The 21,884-nt window shown below is 35.0% G+C and carries 19 protein-coding genes; 16 read left to right on the top strand and 3 right to left on the bottom strand.

Annotated features, from left to right (window positions below; translation table 11 throughout):
* Window position 1: 1 nt before the first annotated feature.
* The 12 genes from secY (at window position 2) to RT250_RS01875 (ending at window position 10,017) form a co-directional block, all read left to right on the top strand.
* A complete protein-coding gene (secY, locus tag RT250_RS01930; RefSeq protein WP_139855391.1) occupies window positions 2–1,345 on the top strand; it encodes a preprotein translocase subunit SecY in 1,344 nt (447 codons plus the stop codon).
* A gap of 104 nt (window positions 1,346–1,449) precedes the next feature.
* Window positions 1,450–1,665: a translation initiation factor IF-1 gene (infA, locus tag RT250_RS01925; RefSeq protein ID WP_139855390.1), complete on the top strand. Its 216-nt coding sequence runs from the start codon at window positions 1,450–1,452 to the stop codon at window positions 1,663–1,665.
* Window positions 1,666–1,713: 48 nt separating this feature from the next.
* Entirely contained in the window at window positions 1,714–1,830 is a 117-nt protein-coding gene (ykgO, locus tag RT250_RS01920; RefSeq protein WP_009779203.1) for a type B 50S ribosomal protein L36, read from the top strand.
* Between the two features lie 3 nt (window positions 1,831–1,833).
* The gene (gene rpsM / locus RT250_RS01915) at window positions 1,834–2,208 is read left to right on the top strand and encodes a 30S ribosomal protein S13 (RefSeq protein ID WP_139855389.1); all 375 of its coding nucleotides are present in this window, start codon (window positions 1,834–1,836) and stop codon (window positions 2,206–2,208) included.
* 11 nt (window positions 2,209–2,219) lie between these two features.
* Complete coding sequence (rpsK, locus tag RT250_RS01910; protein ID WP_139855388.1) at window positions 2,220–2,621, top strand: 30S ribosomal protein S11; 402 nt, start codon at window positions 2,220–2,222, stop codon at window positions 2,619–2,621.
* Between the two features lie 132 nt (window positions 2,622–2,753).
* A complete protein-coding gene (gene rpsD / locus RT250_RS01905; protein WP_237608352.1) occupies window positions 2,754–3,359 on the top strand; it encodes a 30S ribosomal protein S4 in 606 nt (201 codons plus the stop codon).
* Window positions 3,360–3,381: 22 nt separating this feature from the next.
* Entirely contained in the window at window positions 3,382–4,374 is a 993-nt protein-coding gene (locus RT250_RS01900) for a DNA-directed RNA polymerase subunit alpha (protein ID WP_139855386.1), read from the top strand.
* 143 nt (window positions 4,375–4,517) lie between these two features.
* On the top strand, window positions 4,518–4,994 hold the full coding sequence (gene rplQ, locus RT250_RS01895; protein ID WP_313111637.1) for a 50S ribosomal protein L17: 477 nt from the start codon (window positions 4,518–4,520) through the stop codon (window positions 4,992–4,994).
* Window positions 4,995–5,132: 138 nt separating this feature from the next.
* Entirely contained in the window at window positions 5,133–6,242 is a 1,110-nt protein-coding gene (carA, locus tag RT250_RS01890; protein ID WP_313111635.1) for a glutamine-hydrolyzing carbamoyl-phosphate synthase small subunit, read from the top strand.
* 43 nt (window positions 6,243–6,285) lie between these two features.
* Window positions 6,286–7,572 (top strand): phosphopyruvate hydratase, encoded by a 1,287-nt coding sequence (gene eno / locus RT250_RS01885; protein ID WP_313111633.1) that lies wholly within the window; start codon window positions 6,286–6,288, stop codon window positions 7,570–7,572.
* A 180-nt stretch (window positions 7,573–7,752) separates the two neighbouring features.
* Window positions 7,753–9,039, top strand: a complete 1,287-nt coding sequence (locus tag RT250_RS01880) for a citrate synthase (RefSeq protein WP_313111631.1) — start codon at window positions 7,753–7,755, stop codon at window positions 9,037–9,039.
* A gap of 63 nt (window positions 9,040–9,102) precedes the next feature.
* Window positions 9,103–10,017, top strand: a complete 915-nt coding sequence (locus RT250_RS01875) for a dimethylarginine dimethylaminohydrolase family protein (protein WP_313111628.1) — start codon at window positions 9,103–9,105, stop codon at window positions 10,015–10,017.
* Window positions 10,018–10,100: 83 nt separating this feature from the next.
* On the opposite strand, the gene mgtE is transcribed toward RT250_RS01875, so the two are convergent.
* Window positions 10,101–11,417: a magnesium transporter gene (mgtE, locus tag RT250_RS01870; RefSeq protein ID WP_313111626.1), complete on the bottom strand. Its 1,317-nt coding sequence runs from the start codon at window positions 11,415–11,417 to the stop codon at window positions 10,101–10,103.
* 384 nt (window positions 11,418–11,801) lie between these two features.
* Here mgtE and RT250_RS01865 point away from each other — a divergent pair, with 384 nt between their 5' ends.
* From RT250_RS01865 to RT250_RS01850, 4 genes are all read left to right on the top strand, one after another.
* A complete protein-coding gene (locus RT250_RS01865; protein ID WP_435373066.1) occupies window positions 11,802–13,952 on the top strand; it encodes a S9 family peptidase in 2,151 nt (716 codons plus the stop codon).
* A gap of 33 nt (window positions 13,953–13,985) precedes the next feature.
* Window positions 13,986–15,389, top strand: a complete 1,404-nt coding sequence (locus RT250_RS01860) for a peptide MFS transporter (protein ID WP_313111622.1) — start codon at window positions 13,986–13,988, stop codon at window positions 15,387–15,389.
* Window positions 15,390–15,424: 35 nt separating this feature from the next.
* Window positions 15,425–17,209 (top strand): peptide MFS transporter, encoded by a 1,785-nt coding sequence (locus RT250_RS01855; protein ID WP_313111620.1) that lies wholly within the window; start codon window positions 15,425–15,427, stop codon window positions 17,207–17,209.
* Window positions 17,210–17,294: 85 nt separating this feature from the next.
* Window positions 17,295–17,828 carry a thioredoxin family protein gene (locus RT250_RS01850; RefSeq protein ID WP_313111618.1) on the top strand — a complete coding sequence of 178 codons (534 nt, stop codon included), beginning with the start codon at window positions 17,295–17,297 and terminating at the stop codon, window positions 17,826–17,828.
* 26 nt (window positions 17,829–17,854) lie between these two features.
* Here the strand turns inward: RT250_RS01850 and RT250_RS01845 are convergent, their stop codons facing one another.
* Entirely contained in the window at window positions 17,855–19,879 is a 2,025-nt protein-coding gene (locus tag RT250_RS01845; protein WP_313111617.1) for a ComEC/Rec2 family competence protein, read from the bottom strand.
* Between the two features lie 106 nt (window positions 19,880–19,985).
* Complete coding sequence (locus RT250_RS01840; protein ID WP_313111615.1) at window positions 19,986–21,503, bottom strand: tetratricopeptide repeat protein; 1,518 nt, start codon at window positions 21,501–21,503, stop codon at window positions 19,986–19,988.
* Window positions 21,504–21,884: the final 381 nt, after the last annotated feature.

Genomic DNA, 21,884 nt, shown 5'->3' with positions numbered 1-21,884 from the left:
GATGAAATTTATCGATACCTTAAAAAATGTTTGGAAAATAGAAGAGCTACGTAACCGCATCTTGCTTACGTTAGGAATGCTATTAGTGTACCGTTTTGGTGCACAAGTAGTTTTACCTGGGATAGATGCAGATATGTTGGCACAGTTCGCAGGTCAATTTGACTCTGGCGGTATTGGTGGTTTACTAAACGCATTTACAGGAGGGGCTTTTGCCAACGCTTCTGTTTTTGCTTTAGGTATTATGCCTTATATTTCAGCTTCTATTGTTGTACAGTTAATGCAAATTGCTGTTCCATACCTACAGAAATTACAGAAAGAAGGAGAAAGTGGCCGTAAAAAAATCAATCAAATTACTAGATGGTTAACTATCGGTATATGTTTGGTTCAGGCACCGAGTTACCTTGCAGGTCTTCCAGCAATGGGAGTGCCACCAGAAGCATTTGTAATGGGGCAAAGCCTTATGTTTTATGTTTCATCTGTAATTATACTTGTAACAGGAACAATATTCGCTATGTGGTTAGGTGAGAAAATTACCGACAAAGGAGTTGGTAATGGTATTTCCATACTTATTATGGTGGGTATCATCGCAAATATGCCGCAATCGTTTGCTCAAGAATTTGTTTCAAGAGTAATGGAATCAAACGGAGGTTTGATTATGATTCTTATTGAATTGGTTATTTGGTTTGTGATTATTCTATTATCAATTATGTTGGTAATGGCAGTTCGTAAAATACCAGTACAATATGCAAGAAGAACAGCGAGTGGCGGATATGAAAAGAATATTTTTGGTGCTCGTCAGTTTATTCCATTAAAGCTAAATGCATCTGGAGTTATGCCAATCATCTTTGCGCAAGCAATTATGTTTGTACCTTCTGCTGTAGCTAGTCTATCTGATAGCGAATTCGCTCAAGGTGTTCAGGCTACATTTAGTGATATATTTGGCCTTTGGTATAACGTAGTATTCGCAATCTTGATTATTATTTTCACATACTTCTACACAGCTATTACTGTTCCTACGAACAAAATGGCTGATGACTTAAAAAGAAGTGGTGGATTTATTCCAGGTATTAAACCAGGAAGTCAGACTGCAGAATATTTAGATCGAATTATGTCTCAAATTACCTTTCCAGGTTCTATCTTCTTAGCGCTGATTGCAATTTTCCCTGCATTCGTAGTTAAGTTAATGGGGATCCAACAAGGTTGGGCATTATTCTATGGTGGAACATCACTACTAATTATGGTAGGTGTGGCTATCGACACCATGCAACAAGTAAACTCCTACTTATTAAACCGTCATTACGATGGCTTAATGAAAACAGGAAAAAACAGAAAAGCGGTAGCTTAAATGTAATAGGGTGAACTATTTAAGGTGCAAGTATGAGATTTTAAAAAGTTTATTGTACTTTTGCACTCTTTAAAAATCACCTTTAATTTAAATTATAATAAAAAATGGCAAAACAAAACGCAATTGAGCAAGATGGGAGTATAGTTGAAGCGCTTTCAAATGCTATGTTTCGTGTTGAATTGGAAAATGGTCATATTGTAACCGCTCATATTTCTGGAAAAATGCGTATGCATTATATTAAATTGTTGCCTGGTGATAAAGTAAAGCTTGAAATGAGCCCTTACGATTTAACTAAGGCGAGAATAACATACAGATACTAAACAACGGACCTCACAGGTTCATTGAACAATAAATTAAATCAAAGAGAGATGAAAGTAAGAGCATCCGTAAAAAAGAGAAGTGCCGACTGCAAAATTGTACGCAGGAAAGGTAGATTATATGTAATTAACAAAAAGAACCCAAAGTTCAAACAAAGACAAGGATAAGTTATGGCAAGAATCGCAGGTGTAGATATCCCGAAGCACAAAAGGGGTGTAATCGCGTTAACGTATATCTTTGGAATCGGTAGAAGCCGTGCCCAAGATATTCTGAACAAAGCCGGAGTTGACGAAGATAAAAAAGTAAGTGAATGGAACGATGATGAAATCGGTGCTATTCGTGACGCTGTTGGATCGTTCAAAATCGAAGGTGAATTACGTAGTGAAGTTCAATTGAGCATTAAGCGCTTAATGGATATTGGTTGTTACAGAGGTATTCGTCACAGAACAGGTCTTCCGTTAAGAGGACAACGTACTAAGAATAACTCTCGTACTAGAAAAGGAAAACGTAAAACTGTTGCTAACAAGAAAAAAGCAACTAAATAAAACCTAGAGTTATGGCAAAGACAACGTCTAAGACTACAAAACAAGTTAAAAAACGTAAAGTTAATGTTGAATCTGTTGGTGAGGCACATATCACGGCTTCCTTCAACAACATTATTGTTTCGTTAACAAATAAAAATGGAGATGTTATCTCTTGGTCCTCAGCCGGTAAAATGGGCTTCCGCGGATCTAAGAAAAATACTCCTTACGCTGCTCAGTTGGCATCAGAAGATTGTGCAAAAGTTGCTCATGACGCTGGTTTACGTAAAGTAAAGGTTTACGTAAAAGGTCCAGGAAACGGAAGAGAATCTGCAATAAGATCTATCCACAATGCAGGAATTGAAGTAACTGAAATTATCGATGTTACTCCAATGCCGCACAACGGATGCCGTCCTCCAAAAAGAAGAAGAGTTTAATAAATAGTAAATATCAATCTGAAGGAATCAAAGACTAAAGGATCGAGAGCTTGAGGTGCAATTTATTGCGCCTCCAAGTGTTCTCTATAAAACGACCTTAATTTAGTTTTTCTTCAAAACCTTAAATTAGAAATGGCAAGATATACTGGTCCAAAAACTAAAATCGCCCGTAAATTCGGGGAAGCAATCTTCGGAGACGACAAATCTTTCGAAAAAAGAAATTACCCTCCAGGACAACATGGTAACACACGTCGTCGTGGAAAAAAATCTGAATACGCAATTCAACTTGCTGAAAAGCAAAAAACAAAATACACTTACGGTATTTTAGAGCGTCAGTTCAGAAATATGTTTAAGAAAGCAAATGCTGCTCCTGGAATTACAGGTCAAGTATTGCTTCAAATGTGTGAGTCTCGTTTAGACAACGTAGTGTACAGAATGGGAATTTCTCCTACACGTTCAGGTGCTAGACAACTTGTGTCTCACCGTCATATCACTGTAAATGGTGAAAAAGTAAACATTCCATCATACCAACTTAAGCCTGGAGATGTAGTGGCAGTTAGAGAGAAATCAAAATCTCTTTCAGCAATCAACGATTCTTTGGCTAACGCTAGTCACGTTTACGAGTGGATTACTTGGAACGGAGAGAAAAAGGAAGGAACCTTTGTTTCTATTCCTGAGCGTATCCAAATTCCAGAAAACATCAACGAACAGTTGATTGTAGAATTATATTCTAAATAATAAAAAACACAGAAAGTCAATTATGGCAGTATTTAGTTTTCAGAAGCCTGATAAAGTTATAATGGTAAACTCTACCGATTTCGAAGGGAAATTTGAATTTCGTCCTTTGGAACCAGGTTATGGTCTTACCATTGGTAACGCATTAAGACGCGTATTACTATCCTCTTTGGAAGGATTCGCCATTACTTCGGTACGTATCGAAGGCGTGGATCACGAATTTTCTACCATTGCCGGAGTAGTGGAAGATGTTACCGAAATTATTTTGAACCTGAAACAAGTTCGTTTCAAAAGACAAATTGAAGAAATAGATAACGAAACAGTTACTATTTCAGTTTCTGGAAAGGATCAGTTAAAAGCTGGCGATTTCCAAAAATTTATTTCAGGTTTCCAAGTATTGAACCCAGATATGGTTCTTTGCAATATGGATAAGAAGGTAAACCTTAATTTCGAAATTACTATCGAAAAAGGCCGCGGTTATGTTCCTGCAGAAGAGAACAAAAAAGCCAATGCTCCTTTAGGAACTATCTTTACAGATTCTATCTACACACCAATTAAAAATGTGAAGTACAGTATTGAAAACTTCCGTGTAGAGCAGAAAACAGATTACGAAAAATTGGTTTTCGAAATCCAAACAGACGGATCAATTCACCCAAAAGATGCATTGACTGAAGCTGCAAAAACATTAATCCACCACTTTATGTTGTTCAGCGATGAGCGCATAACTTTAGAGGCTGATGAGATTGCACAAACTGAAACTTATGATGAGGAATCTCTTCATATGCGTCAGTTGCTTAAAACTAAATTAGTAGATATGGATCTTTCGGTTCGTGCGCTAAACTGTTTAAAGGCTGCTGAAGTTGATACTTTGGGAGACCTTGTATCTTACAACAAAAACGACTTGATGAAGTTCCGTAACTTCGGTAAAAAATCACTTACAGAGCTTGAAGAGTTAGTAAGTGTTAAAGGCCTAAACTTCGGGATGGACCTTGCAAAATATAAATTAGATAAAGACTAGAACAGACTTGAGACCTTCGACGTGAGATGTTAGATTTTAGTCTCATATCTCACGTCTATTATCTCAAATCTTTAAAATTAACCCATCATAGTTTGCTCTCCGATGAACGGATTTTGTAGCAAGATGATGAAAACTAAAATGTCATGAGACACGGAAAAAAACACAATCACTTAGGAAGAAAAACTGCCCACAGACACTCAATGTTGGCTAACATGGCAAGTTCTCTTATCGAGCACAAGAGAATTAACACTACGGTTGCTAAAGCAAAAGCGCTTAAGCAATTTGTTGAGCCATTAGTAACTAAGTCTAAAGAAGACACTACTCATAACCGTCGTTTGGTTATGGCTAAATTGCGTCAAAAAGATGCAGTTGTAGAGCTTTTTAGAACTGTTGCACCAAAAGTTGGTGATCGTCCAGGAGGTTACACTCGTATTATTAAATTGGGTAATCGTCTAGGTGATAACGCTGATATGGCAATGATAGAGCTAGTTGATTTCAACGAAATCTACAATGTTGGTAAAGCTACCAAGAAGAAATCTACTCGTAGAAGTCGTCGTGGAAGTGGTGCTGCAAAAGCTACTCCAGCAAAAGCTACACAAGCTAAAAAAGAAGAAGAATAAATGATTTTTTATTCATAAAATAACAAAGGGATAAGCGTTTTCGTTTATCCCTTTTTTTTATACTATTTTTGCAAAGATTTTTGAGAAACCTAATAATTGTCACCCAAAGATTATCGATGGGTTGAAAGCCTTCAAAAGATGAAATATCAAACACGAAAAAAAGCACTTATTTTATTAGCAGATGGAACTGTGTTCTACGGTAAAGCGGTAGGTAACAAAGAAGGCTCGGCCTTCGGTGAAGTTTGTTTTAATACTGGAATGACGGGATATCAAGAGATTTTTACAGACCCCTCTTACTTTGGTCAAATTATGGTAGCTACCAATGCTCACATTGGGAATTATGGTACTAATAAAGAAGAAGTAGAATCGGAAGGTATTAAAATTGCAGGCTTGGTGGTGCGTAATTTTAGTTACCACTATTCACGTCCGGCAGCTGACGACTCACTAGAAGAATTTCTAAATAGAAATAATTTACTTGCTATTAGTGATGTTGATACACGAGCGTTAGTAAATTACATACGAGATAACGGAGCGATGAATGCCGTAATTTCTACGGAAGTAGATAATATTGAAGGCCTAAAAAAGCAATTAGCCGATGTTCCCAATATGGATGGCTTAGAGTTAGCTTCAAAAGTTTCAACTAAAAAACCTTATTTCTTCGGAGATGAGAATGCTAAGTATAAAGTTTCAGCTTTGGACCTTGGTATTAAAAAGAATATTTTACGAATGCTTGCCGAGCGTGATTGTTATATAAAAGTATTCCCATACAATTCTAGTTTTGAAGATTTAGAAGCTTTTAATCCAGATGGTTACTTTATTTCAAATGGTCCTGGTGATCCAGAGCCGTTAAAAAGTGCAATTGAAGTTGTAAAAACTATCCTAGATAAGGAGCTTCCAATGTTTGGAATTTGTTTAGGACATCAAATGTTGGCCCTAGCAAATGGAGTTTCTACTTATAAAATGCACAACGGTCATCGTGGTATTAACCACCCAGTAATGAATCTTATTACAGGTAAAGGTGAAATTACTTCTCAAAACCACGGTTTCGCAATCAATAGGGAAGAAGCTGAGACTAATCCGATTATAGAAATAACACACGAACACTTAAACGATCATACCGCTGCTGGAATTCGTCTGAAAAACAAACCTGCTTTTTCTGTACAATATCACCCAGAAGCAAGTCCTGGACCACACGATGCGTCATACCTTTTTGATCAATTTATTGATGTAATAGAAAAACATAAGTAGTATTTTACTTAACAAATAACAACTAACAATTAATAACATTGCAATGAGTATCATTATCGACATCAATGCTAGACAGATTTTCGATTCTAGAGGAAACCCTACAATAGAGGTTGACGTAATTACTGAAAATGGATATATGGGCCGTGCTGCTGTGCCATCAGGAGCTTCAACCGGGGAACACGAGGCTGTAGAGCTTCGCGACGGTGGAAAAGATTACATGGGCAAGGGCGTTTTAAATGCAGTTGAAAATGTAAATGGAAAAATTGCAGGTACACTATTAGGTGTTTCTGTATTTGAACAAGGTCTTATAGACAAAACAATGATGGAGCTAGATGGTACTCCAAACAAAGGAAATCTTGGGGCTAATGCTATTTTAGGGGTTTCTTTGGCTTGTGCTAAAGCGGCTGCAAACGAATTAGGGCAGCCTTTATATAGATATGTTGGTGGTGTAAGTGCTAAAACACTTCCTGTGCCAATGATGAATATTATAAATGGTGGTTCTCATAGTGATGCACCCATTGCATTTCAGGAATTTATGATTATGCCAGTTAAGGCTGAAAATTTCGCTCATGCTATGCAAATGGGGTCAGAAATTTTCCATAACCTTAAAAAAGTTTTACACGATCGTGGTTTGAGTACTGCTGTTGGTGATGAAGGTGGTTTTGCTCCAACGCTAGACGGAACAGAAGATGCTTTAGATACTATTGCAAAAGCTACTGAAAAAGCTGGTTACAAATTGGGAGATGATATTATGATAGCATTAGATTGTGCTGCGGCAGAATTTTATGTTGATGGTAAATACGATTACACCAAATTTGAAGGCGAAAAAGGAAAAGTACGTACTTCTACAGAGCAAGCAGATTATTTAGCCGAATTATGTTCAAAATATCCAATTATTTCTATTGAAGATGGGATGGATGAGAACGATTGGGAAGGTTGGAAATATCTTACTGAGAAGGTTGGTGATAAAGTTCAGCTGGTAGGTGACGATTTATTTGTAACCAACGTTGAAAGACTTTCTAGAGGGATTTCAGAAGGTATAGCAAACTCAATTCTTATTAAGGTTAATCAGATTGGAACTTTAACTGAAACTATAGCTGCTGTGAATATGGCGCATAATGCAGGTTATACTTCGGTGATGAGTCATAGAAGTGGAGAAACGGAAGATAATACTATTGCAGATCTTGCAGTAGCATTAAACTGTGGACAGATAAAAACTGGTTCTGCATCACGTAGTGATAGAATGGCGAAATACAATCAATTACTTAGAATTGAGGAGCAATTGGGTGAAGTTGCATACTTTCCACAGCAAAATGCCTTTAAAATTTAGGTATTTATAAAGTAAATTAAAACCTCGTTTAAGACGAGGTTTTTTTATGTCTATAAAAATGATGTCTATGCCCTGCGTATTAAGGTTTTTTTAACCTAACTTAATGGGCAAAACTTAAAAAAATTGCTTGAAATTTTGTAATTTAGCGATTCTGAAAAAATTAAATATACACGATACTTTATGGCAAAGATGGCGACCCTCGAAATAGAAGGTAAAAAATATGAATTCCCGGTAGTGGAAGGAACTGAAAATGAAATTGGTATAGATGTAAAAACTCTAAGGAGCAGTACCGGTGGTGTTGTAACTTTAGATCCAGGATATAAGAATACGGGTGCTTGTGAAAGTGCTATTACATTTTTAGATGGTGAAAAAGGAGTGTTGCGTTACCGAGGTTATGCTATTGAAGAACTTGCTGAAAAAGCACATTTTTTAGAGGTATGCTATTTGCTAATTTTTGGTGAATTGCCAACTGAAGTTCAGCTTAATAAATTCCACGAAGATATTAAAGCGCAGTCACACGTTGACGAAGATGTAAAAAGAATCTTGGATGGATTTCCAAAAGCTGCACACCCAATGGGCGTGTTGTCTTCTTTAACTTCTGCTTTAGTAGCTTTTAATCCATCGTCTGTCAATGTTGATAGTGAGGAGGATATGTATAAGGCTATAGTTAAGATTCTTGGTAAATTCCCTGTGTTAACTGCTTGGACATACAGAAAGCGTATGGGACTTCCATTAGACTACGGTGGAGATACTCTTGGGTATGTAGACAACTTTTTAAAGATGATGTTTAAAAAGCCAAGTGGAGACTACACTACTAATGAAATTGTTTTAGAGGCATTAGATAAATTATTGATTCTACACGCAGACCACGAGCAAAACTGCTCTACCTCTACAGTGAGAATTGTTGGTTCTTCACACGCTGGATTATTTGTTTCTATTTCTGCTGGAATTGCAGCTTTATGGGGGCCACTTCACGGTGGTGCGAATCAAGCTGTTATTGAAATGCTTGAAGAAATAAAAGCAGATGGTGGTGACACTAAAAAGTTCATGGCAAAAGCAAAAGATAAAAACGATCCGTTTAGATTAATGGGCTTTGGTCATAGAGTTTACAAAAATTTCGACCCACGTGCCAAAATCATAAAGAAAGCTGCCGATGATGTTCTAGAAAATCTTGGAATCCAAGATGATATTTTAGATATCGCTAAAGCATTGGAAAAAGAAGCTTTAGAAGATCCGTATTTTGTAGAGAGAAAACTATATCCTAACGTTGACTTTTACTCTGGTATTATTTACCGTGCCTTAGGAATTCCAGTAGAAATGTTTACGCCAATGTTTGCATTAGGTCGTTTGCCTGGATGGATTGCTCAATGGAGGGAGATGCGCTTAAACAAAGAGCCAATAGGACGTCCACGTCAAATTTATATTGGTGAAAAGTTGCGCGAATTTAAAACAGTTGAAAACAGATAAATATTATTTCTAATAAAATTAAAAGCACTTCGGTATAGAGGTGCTTTTTCTATATTTGCTATTATGATAAAGCTGAATATAAACGATGAAATTTCACAACTACGTGCCGTAGTACTCGGGCGTGCAGATAGTAATGGTCCTGTTCCTAAATTAGAAGACGCATACGATCCAAAATCTGCAGAACATATAAAAGCCGGTACATATCCCAAAGATGAAGATATGGTTAAGGAAATGGAAGCAGTGGCTGCGGTATTTGAAAAATACAACGTAAAAGTTTACCGCCCAGATTCGATAGAAGACTACAATCAAATCTTTACGAGAGATATTGCCTTCGTTATTGAAGATAAGTTCTTTAAAGCAAATATTCTTGAGGATAGAAGTAAAGAAATAGATGCTATTCATTCGGTAATTGATGACATAGACCCTTCAAAAATAATTGAATTCCCAGAAGCTGCACATATTGAAGGTGGAGATGTAATGCCGTGGGGAGATTATATTTTTGTGGGAACATATTACGGTGATGATTATTCAGACTATATTACGGCTAGAACAAATATGAAGGGGGTAGAACACCTTCGAAAATTGTTTCCGCATAAAACGGTTAAATCATTTAGCCTTAGAAAAAGTAACACTGTGGCTGAAGATAATGCACTTCATTTAGATTGCTGTTTCCAGCCATTGGGTAGAGGAAAAGCAATTATTCATAAAGAAGGATTTTTAGTTGAAGAAGAGTACAAGTGGCTCGTTGATTTCTTCGGTAAAGAAAATTGTTTCCATATTAGCAAGAGAGAGATGTATGACATGAATAGTAATATTTTTTCAATTTCTCCAGATGTGGTAATTTCAGAAAGGAATTTTACAAGATTAAACACTTGGCTACGTGAACAAGGTTTTACTGTAGAAGAAGTACCTTATGCCGAGATTGCGAAGCAAGAAGGTTTGCTGCGCTGCTCTACATTGCCATTAATTCGAGATTAATACATCTGCGCATTTTAAAAGTTTAAAAAATATATAAAAGCCATCCACGTGCGGATGGCTTTCTATTTTTAAAATGATATTGGCTACAATAATTTTCCTGCTAGGAAGAATGCAGCGATCGAAAAGAAGATTATTATACCAGTAACATCTACTAAGGTTGCTACAAAAGGGGCTGAAGCTGTCGCGGGATCCATTTTAAGTGATTTCAATATAAAGGGAATTAAAGATCCTGAAAGAGTTCCCCAAAGAACAATAAATACTAAGGAAACCGAAACGCTTAATGCAACTTCAAGCCAAAACTCGCCGTAATTGTAGAATCCTATTTTTTGCCATAACATTATTCGTAAAAATCCTATAGATCCTAAAATTGCGCCAAGCAACACCCCTGAGAGTAGTTCTTTTTTCATTACATACCACCAGTCTCTTAGCTTTAATTCTTTTAAGGCCATTGCTCTAATAATCAATGATGCTGCTTGCGAACCAGAGTTACCACCACTTGAAATAATAAGTGGAACAAACAACGCAAGTACAACCGCTTTTTCAATTTCCCCTTCAAAAATCCCCATAGCTGAAGCGGTGAGCATTTCACCAAAAAACAGAATCACCAGCCAACTTGCTCTTTTCTTTACAAGGTCAAAAAGCGTTGATTCGGTGTACGACATTTCTAATCCTTTAGTACCTCCAAATTTTTGAATTTCTTCAGTGGTTTGTTCTTGAACTCTGTCTAATATATCGTCGAAAGTTACTATGCCTACTAATACACCACTTTCTGTGATAATTGGTAAGGCTGAGCGATCGTACTTATCAAAAATTTCCACAGCATCTTCTACAGCGGTTGTAGAGGTGATGGCTAATACGTGACGATCCATTAATTCGGATATCTCTGTGTCAGAATCGGCTAGTAGTAATTGTCCTATCCTAAGGTCATCAATGAGTTTGTTTTCATTATCAACGACATAAACAAAGTTTAAAGTCTCTGCTTTTTTTCCTTCTTTTTTTATAAATGATAATACTTCACTAACAGTTTTCTCTGCTTTTGTTTGTATATAATGAGGGGTCATCAATCGCGCTATACTATTTTTTTTATAGCCAATTAAACTGAGTGCAATCTCTCTTTCTTCAGGGTTTAAAAGGTTTATGGAAGTCTTAATAAGATAGTCTGGAAAGTTTTCAAAAAGCTTAGTTCTGTTGTCAGGGGGTAAATTGTTTAAAACATCAGATAGCTCTTGATTTCCTAAAGCTTTGATGATCTTTATTTGAAATGATGGCTCTAAAAAACGAAAAACCTCAGTTTTTTTTTCAGGTGTAAGCATTAAAAAAGACAAGTTTCTTTCGTCGTTGTCCATTTCTCTTAATTGCTCAGCTACGTCGGCTGGATGTTGATTTTGAAAATTTACCATAACTAACTAATTGCAATGATATGAAGTGTTATTTTTAGAAATAGGAAAGGTGAACTTGCGTAAATATAATCAATAAAGGTAAGAAGGGCTTTAATGTAAATTAGATTTTAATCTTTATGGTTTATCGGTAATTTATTTTAACATAATAAAATTAACTTGTTAATTAAGCTTAAGGAGCCTCGTAAAATTAATTTTTATGAATTATAATTTATTTTCTTATACGTAGATTGGATTGTGTGGGGTTACAACAGATTGTAATTACAAATAAATAGTGCGATAATGGCTTATTTAACAAAAAAACGACCTTCAATTTCACAAAAAATTAGTAAACTTGGCCTATCAAATTTTAACACTTTGAAGAAATTAATTTCCCTTTCATTTATAATGCTGTTTTTCACAGCATTTTCTGCTATTACTGCCCAGCAAAAAGACATAACTCTTGAAGAAATTTGGGGTGGTGCATTTCGAACTCAAGGCCTTGATGTTCTACGTTCCTTGAAGAACGGTAAAGAATATGCGGTGCTTAACTACGACCGACAATCCAAAGAATCATCTATCGATGTTTACGATTATAAAAGTGGTAAAAAAGTAAGAACACTTTTAAATACTAAAGATTTAAAAGGAATCGATTTAGTGCTTTCTTATGAATTGAGTAAGGACGAATCTAAAATTCTTTTTTCAACAGAGCTACAGCAGGTTTATCGTCGTTCAACATTGGGAACATATTATGTTTACGATGTAAAAACTAAAGAATTTACCCTTGTTTCTACTAATAAAATACAGGAGCCGACCCTTAGTAACGATGGGAACAAAATAGCTTACGGATTTAAAAATAATCTTTTTATTAAAGATTTAAATTCCAATGAAACAGCCCAAATTACTACCGATGGTAAAAAGAATAGTATCATCAATGGTATTGCTGATTGGGTTTATGAAGAGGAATTTGCTTTTGTTCGTGCTTTTGAATGGAGTGTAAATGGTGATAAATTAGCTTACATAAAATTTGATGAAACTGAAGTTCCCCAATTCAACATGGATTTATACGGCAAGGAACTTTACCCTTCTGCCGATACTTTTAAGTATCCAAAAGCGGGTGAGAAAAACTCTAAAGTTTCGTTACAACTGTACGATCTTAAAAGCAAAAAAACTTCTGAAGTAGATCTTTCCAACTATAACAGTTACTACATTCCGCGTTTATTGTGGACGCAAGACAATAACACTTTAAGTGTTCAACTTACCAATCGCCATCAAAATGTTATTGATTTGGTTTTTGTGAATACGTTAAACAATACTTCAAAATTAATTTTAGCTGAGAAAGATGATGCCTATGTTGATGTAACCGACAACCTTACATTTTTAAATAACAATAGTTTCTTCTGGACTAGCGAGAAAGATGGGTGGAACCATATTTATCAATATGATAAAGACGGAAAACTTCTTCATCAAGTTACTAGTGGTCCTTGGGAAGTAACTAGATATTACGGTTTCGATCAAAATACGGGTCGTATATATTTTCAAAGTACTGAAAACGGAAGTATTAATCGCGATGTTTACTCTATTTTACCATCGGGAAAAAATAAGGTTCGTTTAACGCAAAAGATAGGAACTAATAATGCTTCATTTAGTTCAGATTTTACTTATTTTATTAATACATTTTCAGATTCTAAAACACCTTTTGTATATACACTTCACGAGGCTAAAACTGGTAAACTACTACGTGAGATTAAAAACAACAATGGTTTAAAAAATAGATTAGCTTCTTATAATATTTCACCAAAAGAGTACACTACTATCAATGTGAATGGGGAAGACTTAAATATGTATATGATAAAGCCTTTAGACTTTGACGAGTCTAAGCAGTATCCATTATTTATGTTTCAATATTCTGGACCAGGTTCGCAAAGTGTTTCTAACAGTTGGATGGGCACAAATGACTTTTGGCACGAAATGCTAGTAAATCAATTAGATATTATTGTTGTTTGTGTAGATGGGCGTGGAACAGGATTCAAAGGTCGTGATTTCAAAAAAATGACTCAAAAAGAATTGGGTAAGTATGAGGTTGAAGATCAGATCGCGGCAGCAAAAAAACTAGGTAGTTTACCATACATCGATTCTTCTAGAACTGGAATTTGGGGATGGAGTTATGGTGGATTTATGTCGTCTAACGCTTTATTTCAAGCGCCAGATACATTTGAAATGGCAATTGCTGTTGCTCCAGTTACAAGCTGGAGATTCTACGATTCCATCTATACAGAGCGTTATATGCAAACTCCGCAGGAAAATGCATCAGGGTATGATGATAATTCACCGCTTTCTCACGTAGACGGATTAGAAGGAAAATATTTATTAATTCACGGAAGTGCAGATGACAATGTGCATGTACAGAATGCAATGCGCTTAATTGAAGAACTGGTACAAGCCAATAAACAATTTGACTGGCGTATTTACCCAGATAAAAACCACGGTATATATGGAGGAAACACTCGTTTACATCTATATACCTTACTAACTGATTTCATTAAGAATAACTTGTAAAATATCAACAATAATTTAAATCAACATTAATATATGTCAGACGCATTACAATATCAAAAGCAAAAGGAATTATTCGGTCATCCCGTAGGACTCTATATTCTATTTTTTACCGAAATGTGGGAACGTTTTTCGTATTATGGAATGCGTGCTATTTTGGTTCTTTATTTAGTAGCAGAAACTACGAGTGCAAACCCAGGATTAGGTTGGACGAATGCTGAAGCACTTTCGGTTTATGGTTGGTACACAATGTTTGTTTATGTAGCATCGATTCCCGGTGGATGGATTGCCGACAAATTTTTAGGTCAAAAACAATCTGTACTTGTTGGGGGTATACTGCTAGTTGCAGGTCACGCCATACTTTCTATAGAAGAAATGTGGGCTTTTTACTCTGGACTTGGACTAATTGTAGCTGGTGTAGGTATGCTTAAGCCGAATATTTCAACAATGGTTGGAGGACTCTATAAAGATGGTGATATTAGGAGAGATAAAGGGTTTACAATTTTCTATATAGGAATTAACGTAGGTGCTTTTTTATCTAGTATTATCGTAGGTTATGTAGGTGAGACATACGGATGGCATTATGGCTTTGGACTTGCGGCAATTGGAATGGCATTAGGACTTTTACAGTATTTAGTTGGTCAAAAACACTTAAAATACGTTGGAAACAATACAAACAAATCTATTGATCTAGAAGAACAAGCTGCAATGAAAAGACCATTAACTAAAATAGAAAAAGATAGAATGATAGTTTTATTTATCTCTTTTCTTCTAGTTATTGTATTCTGGGGAGCTTTTGAGCAAGCTGGTGGATTGATGAATCTTTATGCTTCAGAAAAAACAGATCGTTTCTTACTAGGATGGGAAGTGCCAGCATCCTGGTTTCAATCTCTTAATGCAATGTTTATCATAATATTCGGTACTGTCGTTGCGGCCTATTGGGCTAAAAGAAAATTAAAAGGAAAAGTATCTACTTCTCTCTTTAAAATGAGTATTGGTTTGGTAATAATGGGACTTGGTTTCTTCTTTATGACGGCTGCTGCTGGTGAGTATAACAATGAAGGGTCTTCAGCTATGTATTGGTTAGTTTTAGCTTATTTGTTCCATACTATTGGTGAACTTTGCCTTTCTCCTGTCGCCCTATCCTATATTACGAAGTTAGCTCCATTGAAGTACGCTTCATTAATGATGGGTGTTTACTTTGCGATGACAGGATTTGGAAATTTATTAGCCGGCTTGTTGGGGCAGTCAGCTTCAGATTTAGGAGAGTTTACCGTATTTACTGGGATAGCAATTTTTGCAGTCTCTTTTGGTATATTGGTTCTTTTAGTGAGAAGAAAACTAGAAAGTCTTACTCATGGTGCTGAAGAAAATGAGCGTGAAATTATGGAACAAGAACCGTACGAACTTGCAAATGAGGATATCAAATCAAGTAATTAATTTTTAGCGAGTTATTTAAACCAAACTACATACAAATGAAAACGGATATTGAAAATTTATTTAAAGACACTGTTTTAGGGCATCCAGTTGGATTATTTATTTTATTCTTTACTGAAATGTGGGAGCGTTTTTCCTTTTATGGAATGCGTATTCTATTGATATTGTTTTTAACAGCTCCCTTAATGAGTGATAACCCTGGTTGGGATTGGCCTCGCGAACATGCGCTGTCTTTAATAGGTACATATGCTTCACTATTATATCTAACCCCAATTATTGGAGGATGGATAGCCGATAAATTTACAGGGTATAGAGTTGCTGTTGTAATTGGGTGTATTGTAATGACACTTGGTCACGCAGCAATGGCATTAGAAACAACATCTTCATTTTATTTAGGCTTGGCGCTATTAGTAATTGGAACTGGTTTCTTTAAGCCGAATATTACTTCTATTATTTCTGAAATGTATAAAACGCGTGAATCCAAAAAAGATGGGGCTTATACCATTTTTTATATGGGAGTAAATGCAGGTGCATTTTTCGGAATGATGTTATGTGGTTACTTAGCTGAAAATTACGGATGGGCATATGGTTTTGGTTTAGCAGGTATATTCATGTTCCTTGGAATGCTTCAATTTATTTTAGCTCATAAAATCTTCGGGAAAGTTGGAGCTAGACCTTCAAAGAAAAAAGATATAGTATTAAATGTTGAAAAAGGTGCAGATAAAGAAGAAGTTGAAGAAGAAGTAGAAGCAGCGATAAAACTTAACCCGTTTACTACATTCGATTATGTGTTAATAGTGCTATCCTCAATTGGTGGTTTGTTGTATCTCTTTAATGACCCTTTAGATACAATCTATTCTAAATCTTTAGTTCCATTTGAAGTAGGAGGAATGAGTGGTACAAATGTGGTTGTTTTAGCCGCGTTAGTTATGTTCTTAGTCTTATTGATAACACGTATTGCAAGATATTTGCCTATAGTTAGAGATAGATTAATTGCAGTTACAATTTTCGCTCTTTTCACAGTGTTTTTCTTTGCTTTCTTTGAGCAATCATTAGGATCGATGACATTGTTTGCAAGTGACTATACCGATAGAAATTTAGAAGGAAATGCAGCTATAATCTTTAAAATAGTCGATGGGCTATTAACTACAATTCCCTTGATTATTATAACGTATGTAATTGTATTAATTTTTAAAAAGACATTTACCAAAATTGGTGCCTCTAATATTGTTCTAGCAATAGCATTTATCCTAGTTTGGGCATTGGTTTTATATCGTATTTATGATAAAGCTTTTTCAGAAGAATTAAAAGTAGATGCTACTTGGTTTGGAATTCTAAATTCATTCTTCATTATTACCTTAGCACCGGTATTCTCAAAATGGTGGGAAAGTAAATACAATCCGAGTGCTGCAATGAAGTATGGAATTGGGTTAGTTTTACTAGGTCTTGGGTTTGCTATACTATCATATGGTGCATCCGATATCCCTCCTGGAGCAAGAACAGCCTCTGTAAGTATGATATTTTTAATCTTAGCATATCTATTCCACACTATGGGAGAGCTTTGTCTTTCTCCATTAGGACTTTCATACCTAAGTAAATTAGTTCCTGCACGAATGATAGGTTTTATGTTTGGAGTTTGGTATTTAGCAATTGCTGTAGGGCAAAAAGCTGCAAATACAATGGGAGGTATGATTGACAAAATTTCTGAGGAATATTCTTTAGGAACTTTCTTCTTAATTTTTGCTGTAGTACCAATTATTGTTGGATTTATAGCAATGCTTTTAAACCCAGTATTAAAAAGATTGATGCACGGTATACGTTAATTCATATCCGTTAATTTATAAAAAAACGTTCCATTTTGTGGAACGTTTTTTGTTTCTTTACTTTTGAATTACTAAAAAGATTTTAATGAGAAATATTTTAATAATTGTTTTCCTGTTTACCCTAGGTAGTGTTAATGCTCAAAAGATAAATTGGATGACAATGAATGAAGCCTTAGCAGCCCAGAAAGAAAATCCGAAAAAAATTTTCATGGATGTTTATACCACTTGGTGTGGTCCGTGTAAAATGCTCGACAAAAATACATTTAGCGATAAAAGTGTAATAGAATATGTAAACAAAAACTACTATGCTGTAAAATTTAATGCAGAAGGGACAGAAGAGGTAAAGTATAAAGATTTTACGTATACTAATCCTAACTACAACCCAGATAGAAAAGGTAGAAACTCACAGCATTTATTTGCACACGCTCTTAAAGTCAATGCTTATCCAACAGTAGTTTTCTTTAAAGAAGATGGTGAATTAATTCAAGCAGTGCCAGGATACAGAACTCCAAAGCAATTGGAAATATTTCTTAAAATGATTCAAAGCGATGATTATTTAAAAATAACAACAGCTTCAGCTTGGGAAGAATATCAAAAGAATTTTAAATATACATTTTAGAATAACCATTTGGTTTCATATTCGGGTTATTCTAATAGGAAAGCTCCTTGTTTAGCAGTATGGCTAAATGGGAGCTTTTTTAATTTACAAGTTTGCTCCCATCTATCTACATAACTGTAGTAGTTGCTTCCATCGGCAATAATTTGGCTTGGATTAATACTATCGATAAGTCTGTTGAGGTTTATTTTCGGGCTATTGGATAATATGATTGTATGAATGTTTTTGTGCGATGGATAAACACCTAAGCTATCGACTATCAATATTTTCTTGTCTTTATATTTAAAAATAGAAGGTAGTGTCTTTTCAGAATATGATGTTATATTCAGTTTGGTTTTAAATCCTCTTATTGGATAATTATGAGATAAGCTTTCAGTTGAGTCACTTTTAAAAATGCTAAGGTCTTTACCATTTTGATAAGCTAGAAGAGTTTGCCTGTTTTTTTGAAATACCACTAATTGACTTCTCGAATATCTATTTTCATCATAAATATATACTGAAATTAACAACACAACTGTCGCTAATGATGCTATTAATCTAGGGTAGCTTAACTTTTTAAGGTATAACGTAAAGGCTATTATTACCATATAGGCACTTAAAGTTTTTAATGTAGAAAAATGTATATCGCCAAGTAAAAAGTGCTCTTGAGTAGCAATCCAGTTAATAAACCAATTCAATTTTTCTATTAGGTAGTTGTAGCTTTCTGCTAACCAATTTGGCAAGAAATCAAAACTTGCTAAAATCACTATTAATATGCCACCACACATTAATATTGATAAAAAAGGAAGGATAATTATATTAGTAAGAAGAAATAAGCCAGGAAACTGATTAAAGTAGAATAAACTTAATGGTAAAACGCCGATTTGGGCACAAATTGTTACTGCAATTAATGTCCAAACCTTACGAATGACTTTATTTTTGGAATAACCAATATTTTGAAAAACAGGTAGTAACCAAATTATAAAGAAAACGGCTAAATAGCTTAGTTGAAATCCAACTTGAAATAGTAAAAACGGATTAAAAACTAGTAAAGTGAAATAAGAAAGAAATAAAGTGTTTACAGCGTTTGTATCGCGGTTTAACACTTCGGCTAAGGCGAAGAAGCTAAACATCGTTACAGCTCTTGTAACAGAAGGTGACAAACCTGAAAGCAAAGCAAACCCCCAAAGAGATAAAACTATAGCTATTACTTGTATTAATGAACCGTACTTAAATCTTGAAAGAGGTTTTAATACAAAGCTTAGTATAAAATAGATGATACTTACATGTAAGCCCGAAACAGCAAGTATGTGCACTGCTCCAGCCGCTGCATATTTTTCGTATAGGTTTTTATCTATATCTTTCTTTTCTCCTAAAACTAATGCTTGCATGATTGCTCGTTCATCTGTTTCTAATTTTGTTTTTTTAAGTTTTTCTATAATCCTAGCACGACGATTTTGAGCAAAACCTCTTAATGTTGAGGCCCCAATTTGATGTTTTATAATTTCTTTCTTAGATATATGCAATTGCCCGTAAACCCCTAATGACTTCATATATTTGGAATATTCAAATTGATGTGGATTTAAAGATTTAGGGATATTAGATATGGTTGAATAAACCAATATAAGATCATCAACCAGAAATCTGTTTTCTATGGAGTCTTTAGAAACATTTACTAAAACATTTCCTTTTGAATGCTTTCCATTTACTTCATAAATTTCGGCCAAATATTTATGGTTAAAATTATCATCTTTTAGGGTTTCAGTAATTTTTAACTGAAGCGTTTCAGGAGTATCTGTAGTTGAATTGTGTGAATAGTGATTTGATTGGAACATTGGCAAGCGCATCTGATAACTCACATATCCAATGGCGAAAAAACATAAATATGTTACAATTCCTAATTCTACAGTTTGAAAAAGTTGTTTACGTGCCCGAAACCAGAATAGCACAAAAACAAAGATTAATGCTAAAAGATAGGGCAATAAAAATGTTGTAATAGGATAAAAGTGTGCAGAAAGAATCCCTATTGTAAGAAAAATTGAAAACCGAACTATTGCGAAGTTTATGAATTTCATAAGCTTGGCTTTTAAGTAAAAAATAAGTTCTTATAAAGATATAAGAAGTTTCGTGATTTTCAATTTTTTAAAACACTAATATTCAGTAAAACAGTTGTTTACAAATTTATATAACTTGTTTTGAGTTTTCAATACCTTTTAAAACGCGTAGCCTGCCCGGGCCATTTTGTAGCGCTAGGTTATAATGTGCTGCTGCTTCTTCATTTCGGTTTTGGGAGAGTAACCAGTCTGCATAAAGTTCGTGGGTAGGCTTGTGAATTGTAGGCGGGCCAAAGCTGTAACTGATACTGTTTTCAATACTAATGGATTCTTTAAAATGTTGTTCGGCTAAATTAGAGTCACCCTTTAGCTTGGCATGAAGTGCCAGAAGTTGGTTTTGTCTAATTTTAGCTTCCTTTAAAACCATTTCATTGGCCTCATCTCGAGTAACAGCAGAACACAATTTAGAACTCCCTTCTGAAACTACAAAAGACTCTCTATTATAGTCTTGCTCCATAACATCGATTACGCTATCTAATTTTTTTAGATTGCCGTTAGTATATGCTTTCATTCCTTCTATAAAGTGATACTCTGAACGAATGGTAATATTTAAATCGTTTATATCTAATGCTATGTTTGCAATATCACTATCCCATTCATCTGTTTCGGCTAGATACGTTCCTTTTAAAAATACGAGGTGAGTTCTTGCCATTTTTGAGGGTTTTTCGGTAGCGTATTTTTGCATATCTAATACCATTTTTCTCGCTTCCTCATAATTTCCTTTTTGAAGATATCCATATTCTAGCCAATGAAAAGCGTGATATCCACGCGCATCATTATCTAATCCCTTTTTCTCCATTCGGTTCAAACTGGCTTGATAAGAGTCTATATTTGAAGAAATAACATTATCCCACATTCCCATGGCAACATAAATATGTGAAGGCATATGTAGCGCATGACTAGCATCTGGAGCTACTTTTGAATATATATTAGCAGCGTTTAAAGCAAGGTTGGCGTGTTCGGGATCGTCATAGGAGTGAATTAGATAATGTAATGCTCCTGGATGTTTTGGATTTTCGTTTAAAATACCTTTTGCGACTTTGGCACCTTTTCCATAAATACCATCATCTCTTCCCTCAGCTACCGAACCTAATAATGATAAAGCATAAAAGGCTGAGATTTCTTGGTTATCAGGATATTTGTTGTGCAGTTCCTCCATATAGTTCGAATAATTGATGTCCCGTTGTGTTTTATCAATTCTTGGTTCATAAAGTATACGCACAGCTTTAATTAAATCCTGTTCAATTTCGTATTCGTCATTAATAAAATTAATTTTATCCAGCTTATTTAAGGCAGTTGTTGCAGCCTTGTAATCTTGTTCTTGCCACAGACTATGATTATAGCTCATCGCTTCTCCCCAATAAGCCATTACCATTTCTGAATCTTCCTCTTGAGCCATTTTAAAAGCATCACGCGCATCTTCGTATTCAAAGGAATGTAATAGTAAAAGGCCATTTTTAAAGTGGGGTTGAGCACTTTTTTTCCCGCTCACAGAAATGTTAACCACACCTAATTGACCGGTTTCTTTTTCTTGCTGTTTGCAGGATAATATTAAAAGTAATAATAAAGGGACTAAATACTTCATAATAAATTATTTACAGGGTAGTTTAAAGATAGTGATTTCCTATATCTATCTCAAGTGAACATAATTTAATCTCTTATTTTAAATGAGGCAAAATTTTTATCGAAATAAAAAACTGTCGGGAATTATTGATCAATTTCCCAGGGGCCAAAATTGGCATTTTATTAAAAAATCCGTGAAAAATTTGCCTGTTAATAGGGGGTTTGAAGTTTTTTCACGGAAAATTACTAAAAAACAAATTTGCAAACATTTATAAAACGCTAAAAACAAGTGATCTAAAAAACATAACATCGCGCAGCGTGTTATTCTCTTACTTTATAAATTTTTTCCGCTCCGCTCCAAAAAAGTAAACCTTTATTAAGTTCAACACTCGTAAACATTGGT

The sequence above is a fragment of the Aequorivita sediminis genome (genome assembly GCF_032080575.2).
GTDB lineage: Bacteria > Bacteroidota > Bacteroidia > Flavobacteriales > Flavobacteriaceae > Aequorivita > Aequorivita sediminis.
Note: the sequence above shows the minus strand (reverse complement) of the source record. Positions and strands in the feature narration are given on the sequence as shown.

Excerpts from the sequence above, each read along its gene's own strand:
- rpsD (WP_237608352.1), top strand. The coding sequence starts at position 2,754 with ATGGCAAGATATACTGGTCCAAAAACTAAAATCGCCCGTAAATTCGGG.
- infA (WP_139855390.1), top strand. The coding sequence starts at position 1,450 with ATGGCAAAACAAAACGCAATTGAGCAAGATGGGAGTATAGTTGAAGCG.
- RT250_RS01855 (WP_313111620.1), top strand. The coding sequence starts at position 15,425 with ATGAAAACGGATATTGAAAATTTATTTAAAGACACTGTTTTAGGGCAT.
- rpsM (WP_139855389.1), top strand. The coding sequence starts at position 1,834 with ATGGCAAGAATCGCAGGTGTAGATATCCCGAAGCACAAAAGGGGTGTA.
- mgtE (WP_313111626.1), bottom strand. The coding sequence starts at position 11,417 with ATGGTAAATTTTCAAAATCAACATCCAGCCGACGTAGCTGAGCAATTA.
- RT250_RS01850 (WP_313111618.1), top strand. The coding sequence starts at position 17,295 with ATGAGAAATATTTTAATAATTGTTTTCCTGTTTACCCTAGGTAGTGTT.
- RT250_RS01840 (WP_313111615.1), bottom strand. The coding sequence starts at position 21,503 with ATGAAGTATTTAGTCCCTTTATTATTACTTTTAATATTATCCTGCAAA.
- ykgO (WP_009779203.1), top strand. The coding sequence starts at position 1,714 with ATGAAAGTAAGAGCATCCGTAAAAAAGAGAAGTGCCGACTGCAAAATT.
- RT250_RS01875 (WP_313111628.1), top strand. The coding sequence starts at position 9,103 with ATGATAAAGCTGAATATAAACGATGAAATTTCACAACTACGTGCCGTA.
- RT250_RS01900 (WP_139855386.1), top strand. The coding sequence starts at position 3,382 with ATGGCAGTATTTAGTTTTCAGAAGCCTGATAAAGTTATAATGGTAAAC.
- RT250_RS01845 (WP_313111617.1), bottom strand. The coding sequence starts at position 19,879 with ATGAAATTCATAAACTTCGCAATAGTTCGGTTTTCAATTTTTCTTACA.
- RT250_RS01860 (WP_313111622.1), top strand. The coding sequence starts at position 13,986 with ATGTCAGACGCATTACAATATCAAAAGCAAAAGGAATTATTCGGTCAT.
- secY (WP_139855391.1), top strand. The coding sequence starts at position 2 with ATGAAATTTATCGATACCTTAAAAAATGTTTGGAAAATAGAAGAGCTA.
- rpsK (WP_139855388.1), top strand. The coding sequence starts at position 2,220 with ATGGCAAAGACAACGTCTAAGACTACAAAACAAGTTAAAAAACGTAAA.
- rplQ (WP_313111637.1), top strand. The coding sequence starts at position 4,518 with ATGAGACACGGAAAAAAACACAATCACTTAGGAAGAAAAACTGCCCAC.
- carA (WP_313111635.1), top strand. The coding sequence starts at position 5,133 with ATGAAATATCAAACACGAAAAAAAGCACTTATTTTATTAGCAGATGGA.
- RT250_RS01880 (WP_313111631.1), top strand. The coding sequence starts at position 7,753 with ATGGCAAAGATGGCGACCCTCGAAATAGAAGGTAAAAAATATGAATTC.
- eno (WP_313111633.1), top strand. The coding sequence starts at position 6,286 with ATGAGTATCATTATCGACATCAATGCTAGACAGATTTTCGATTCTAGA.
- RT250_RS01865 (WP_435373066.1), top strand. The coding sequence starts at position 11,802 with ATGCTGTTTTTCACAGCATTTTCTGCTATTACTGCCCAGCAAAAAGAC.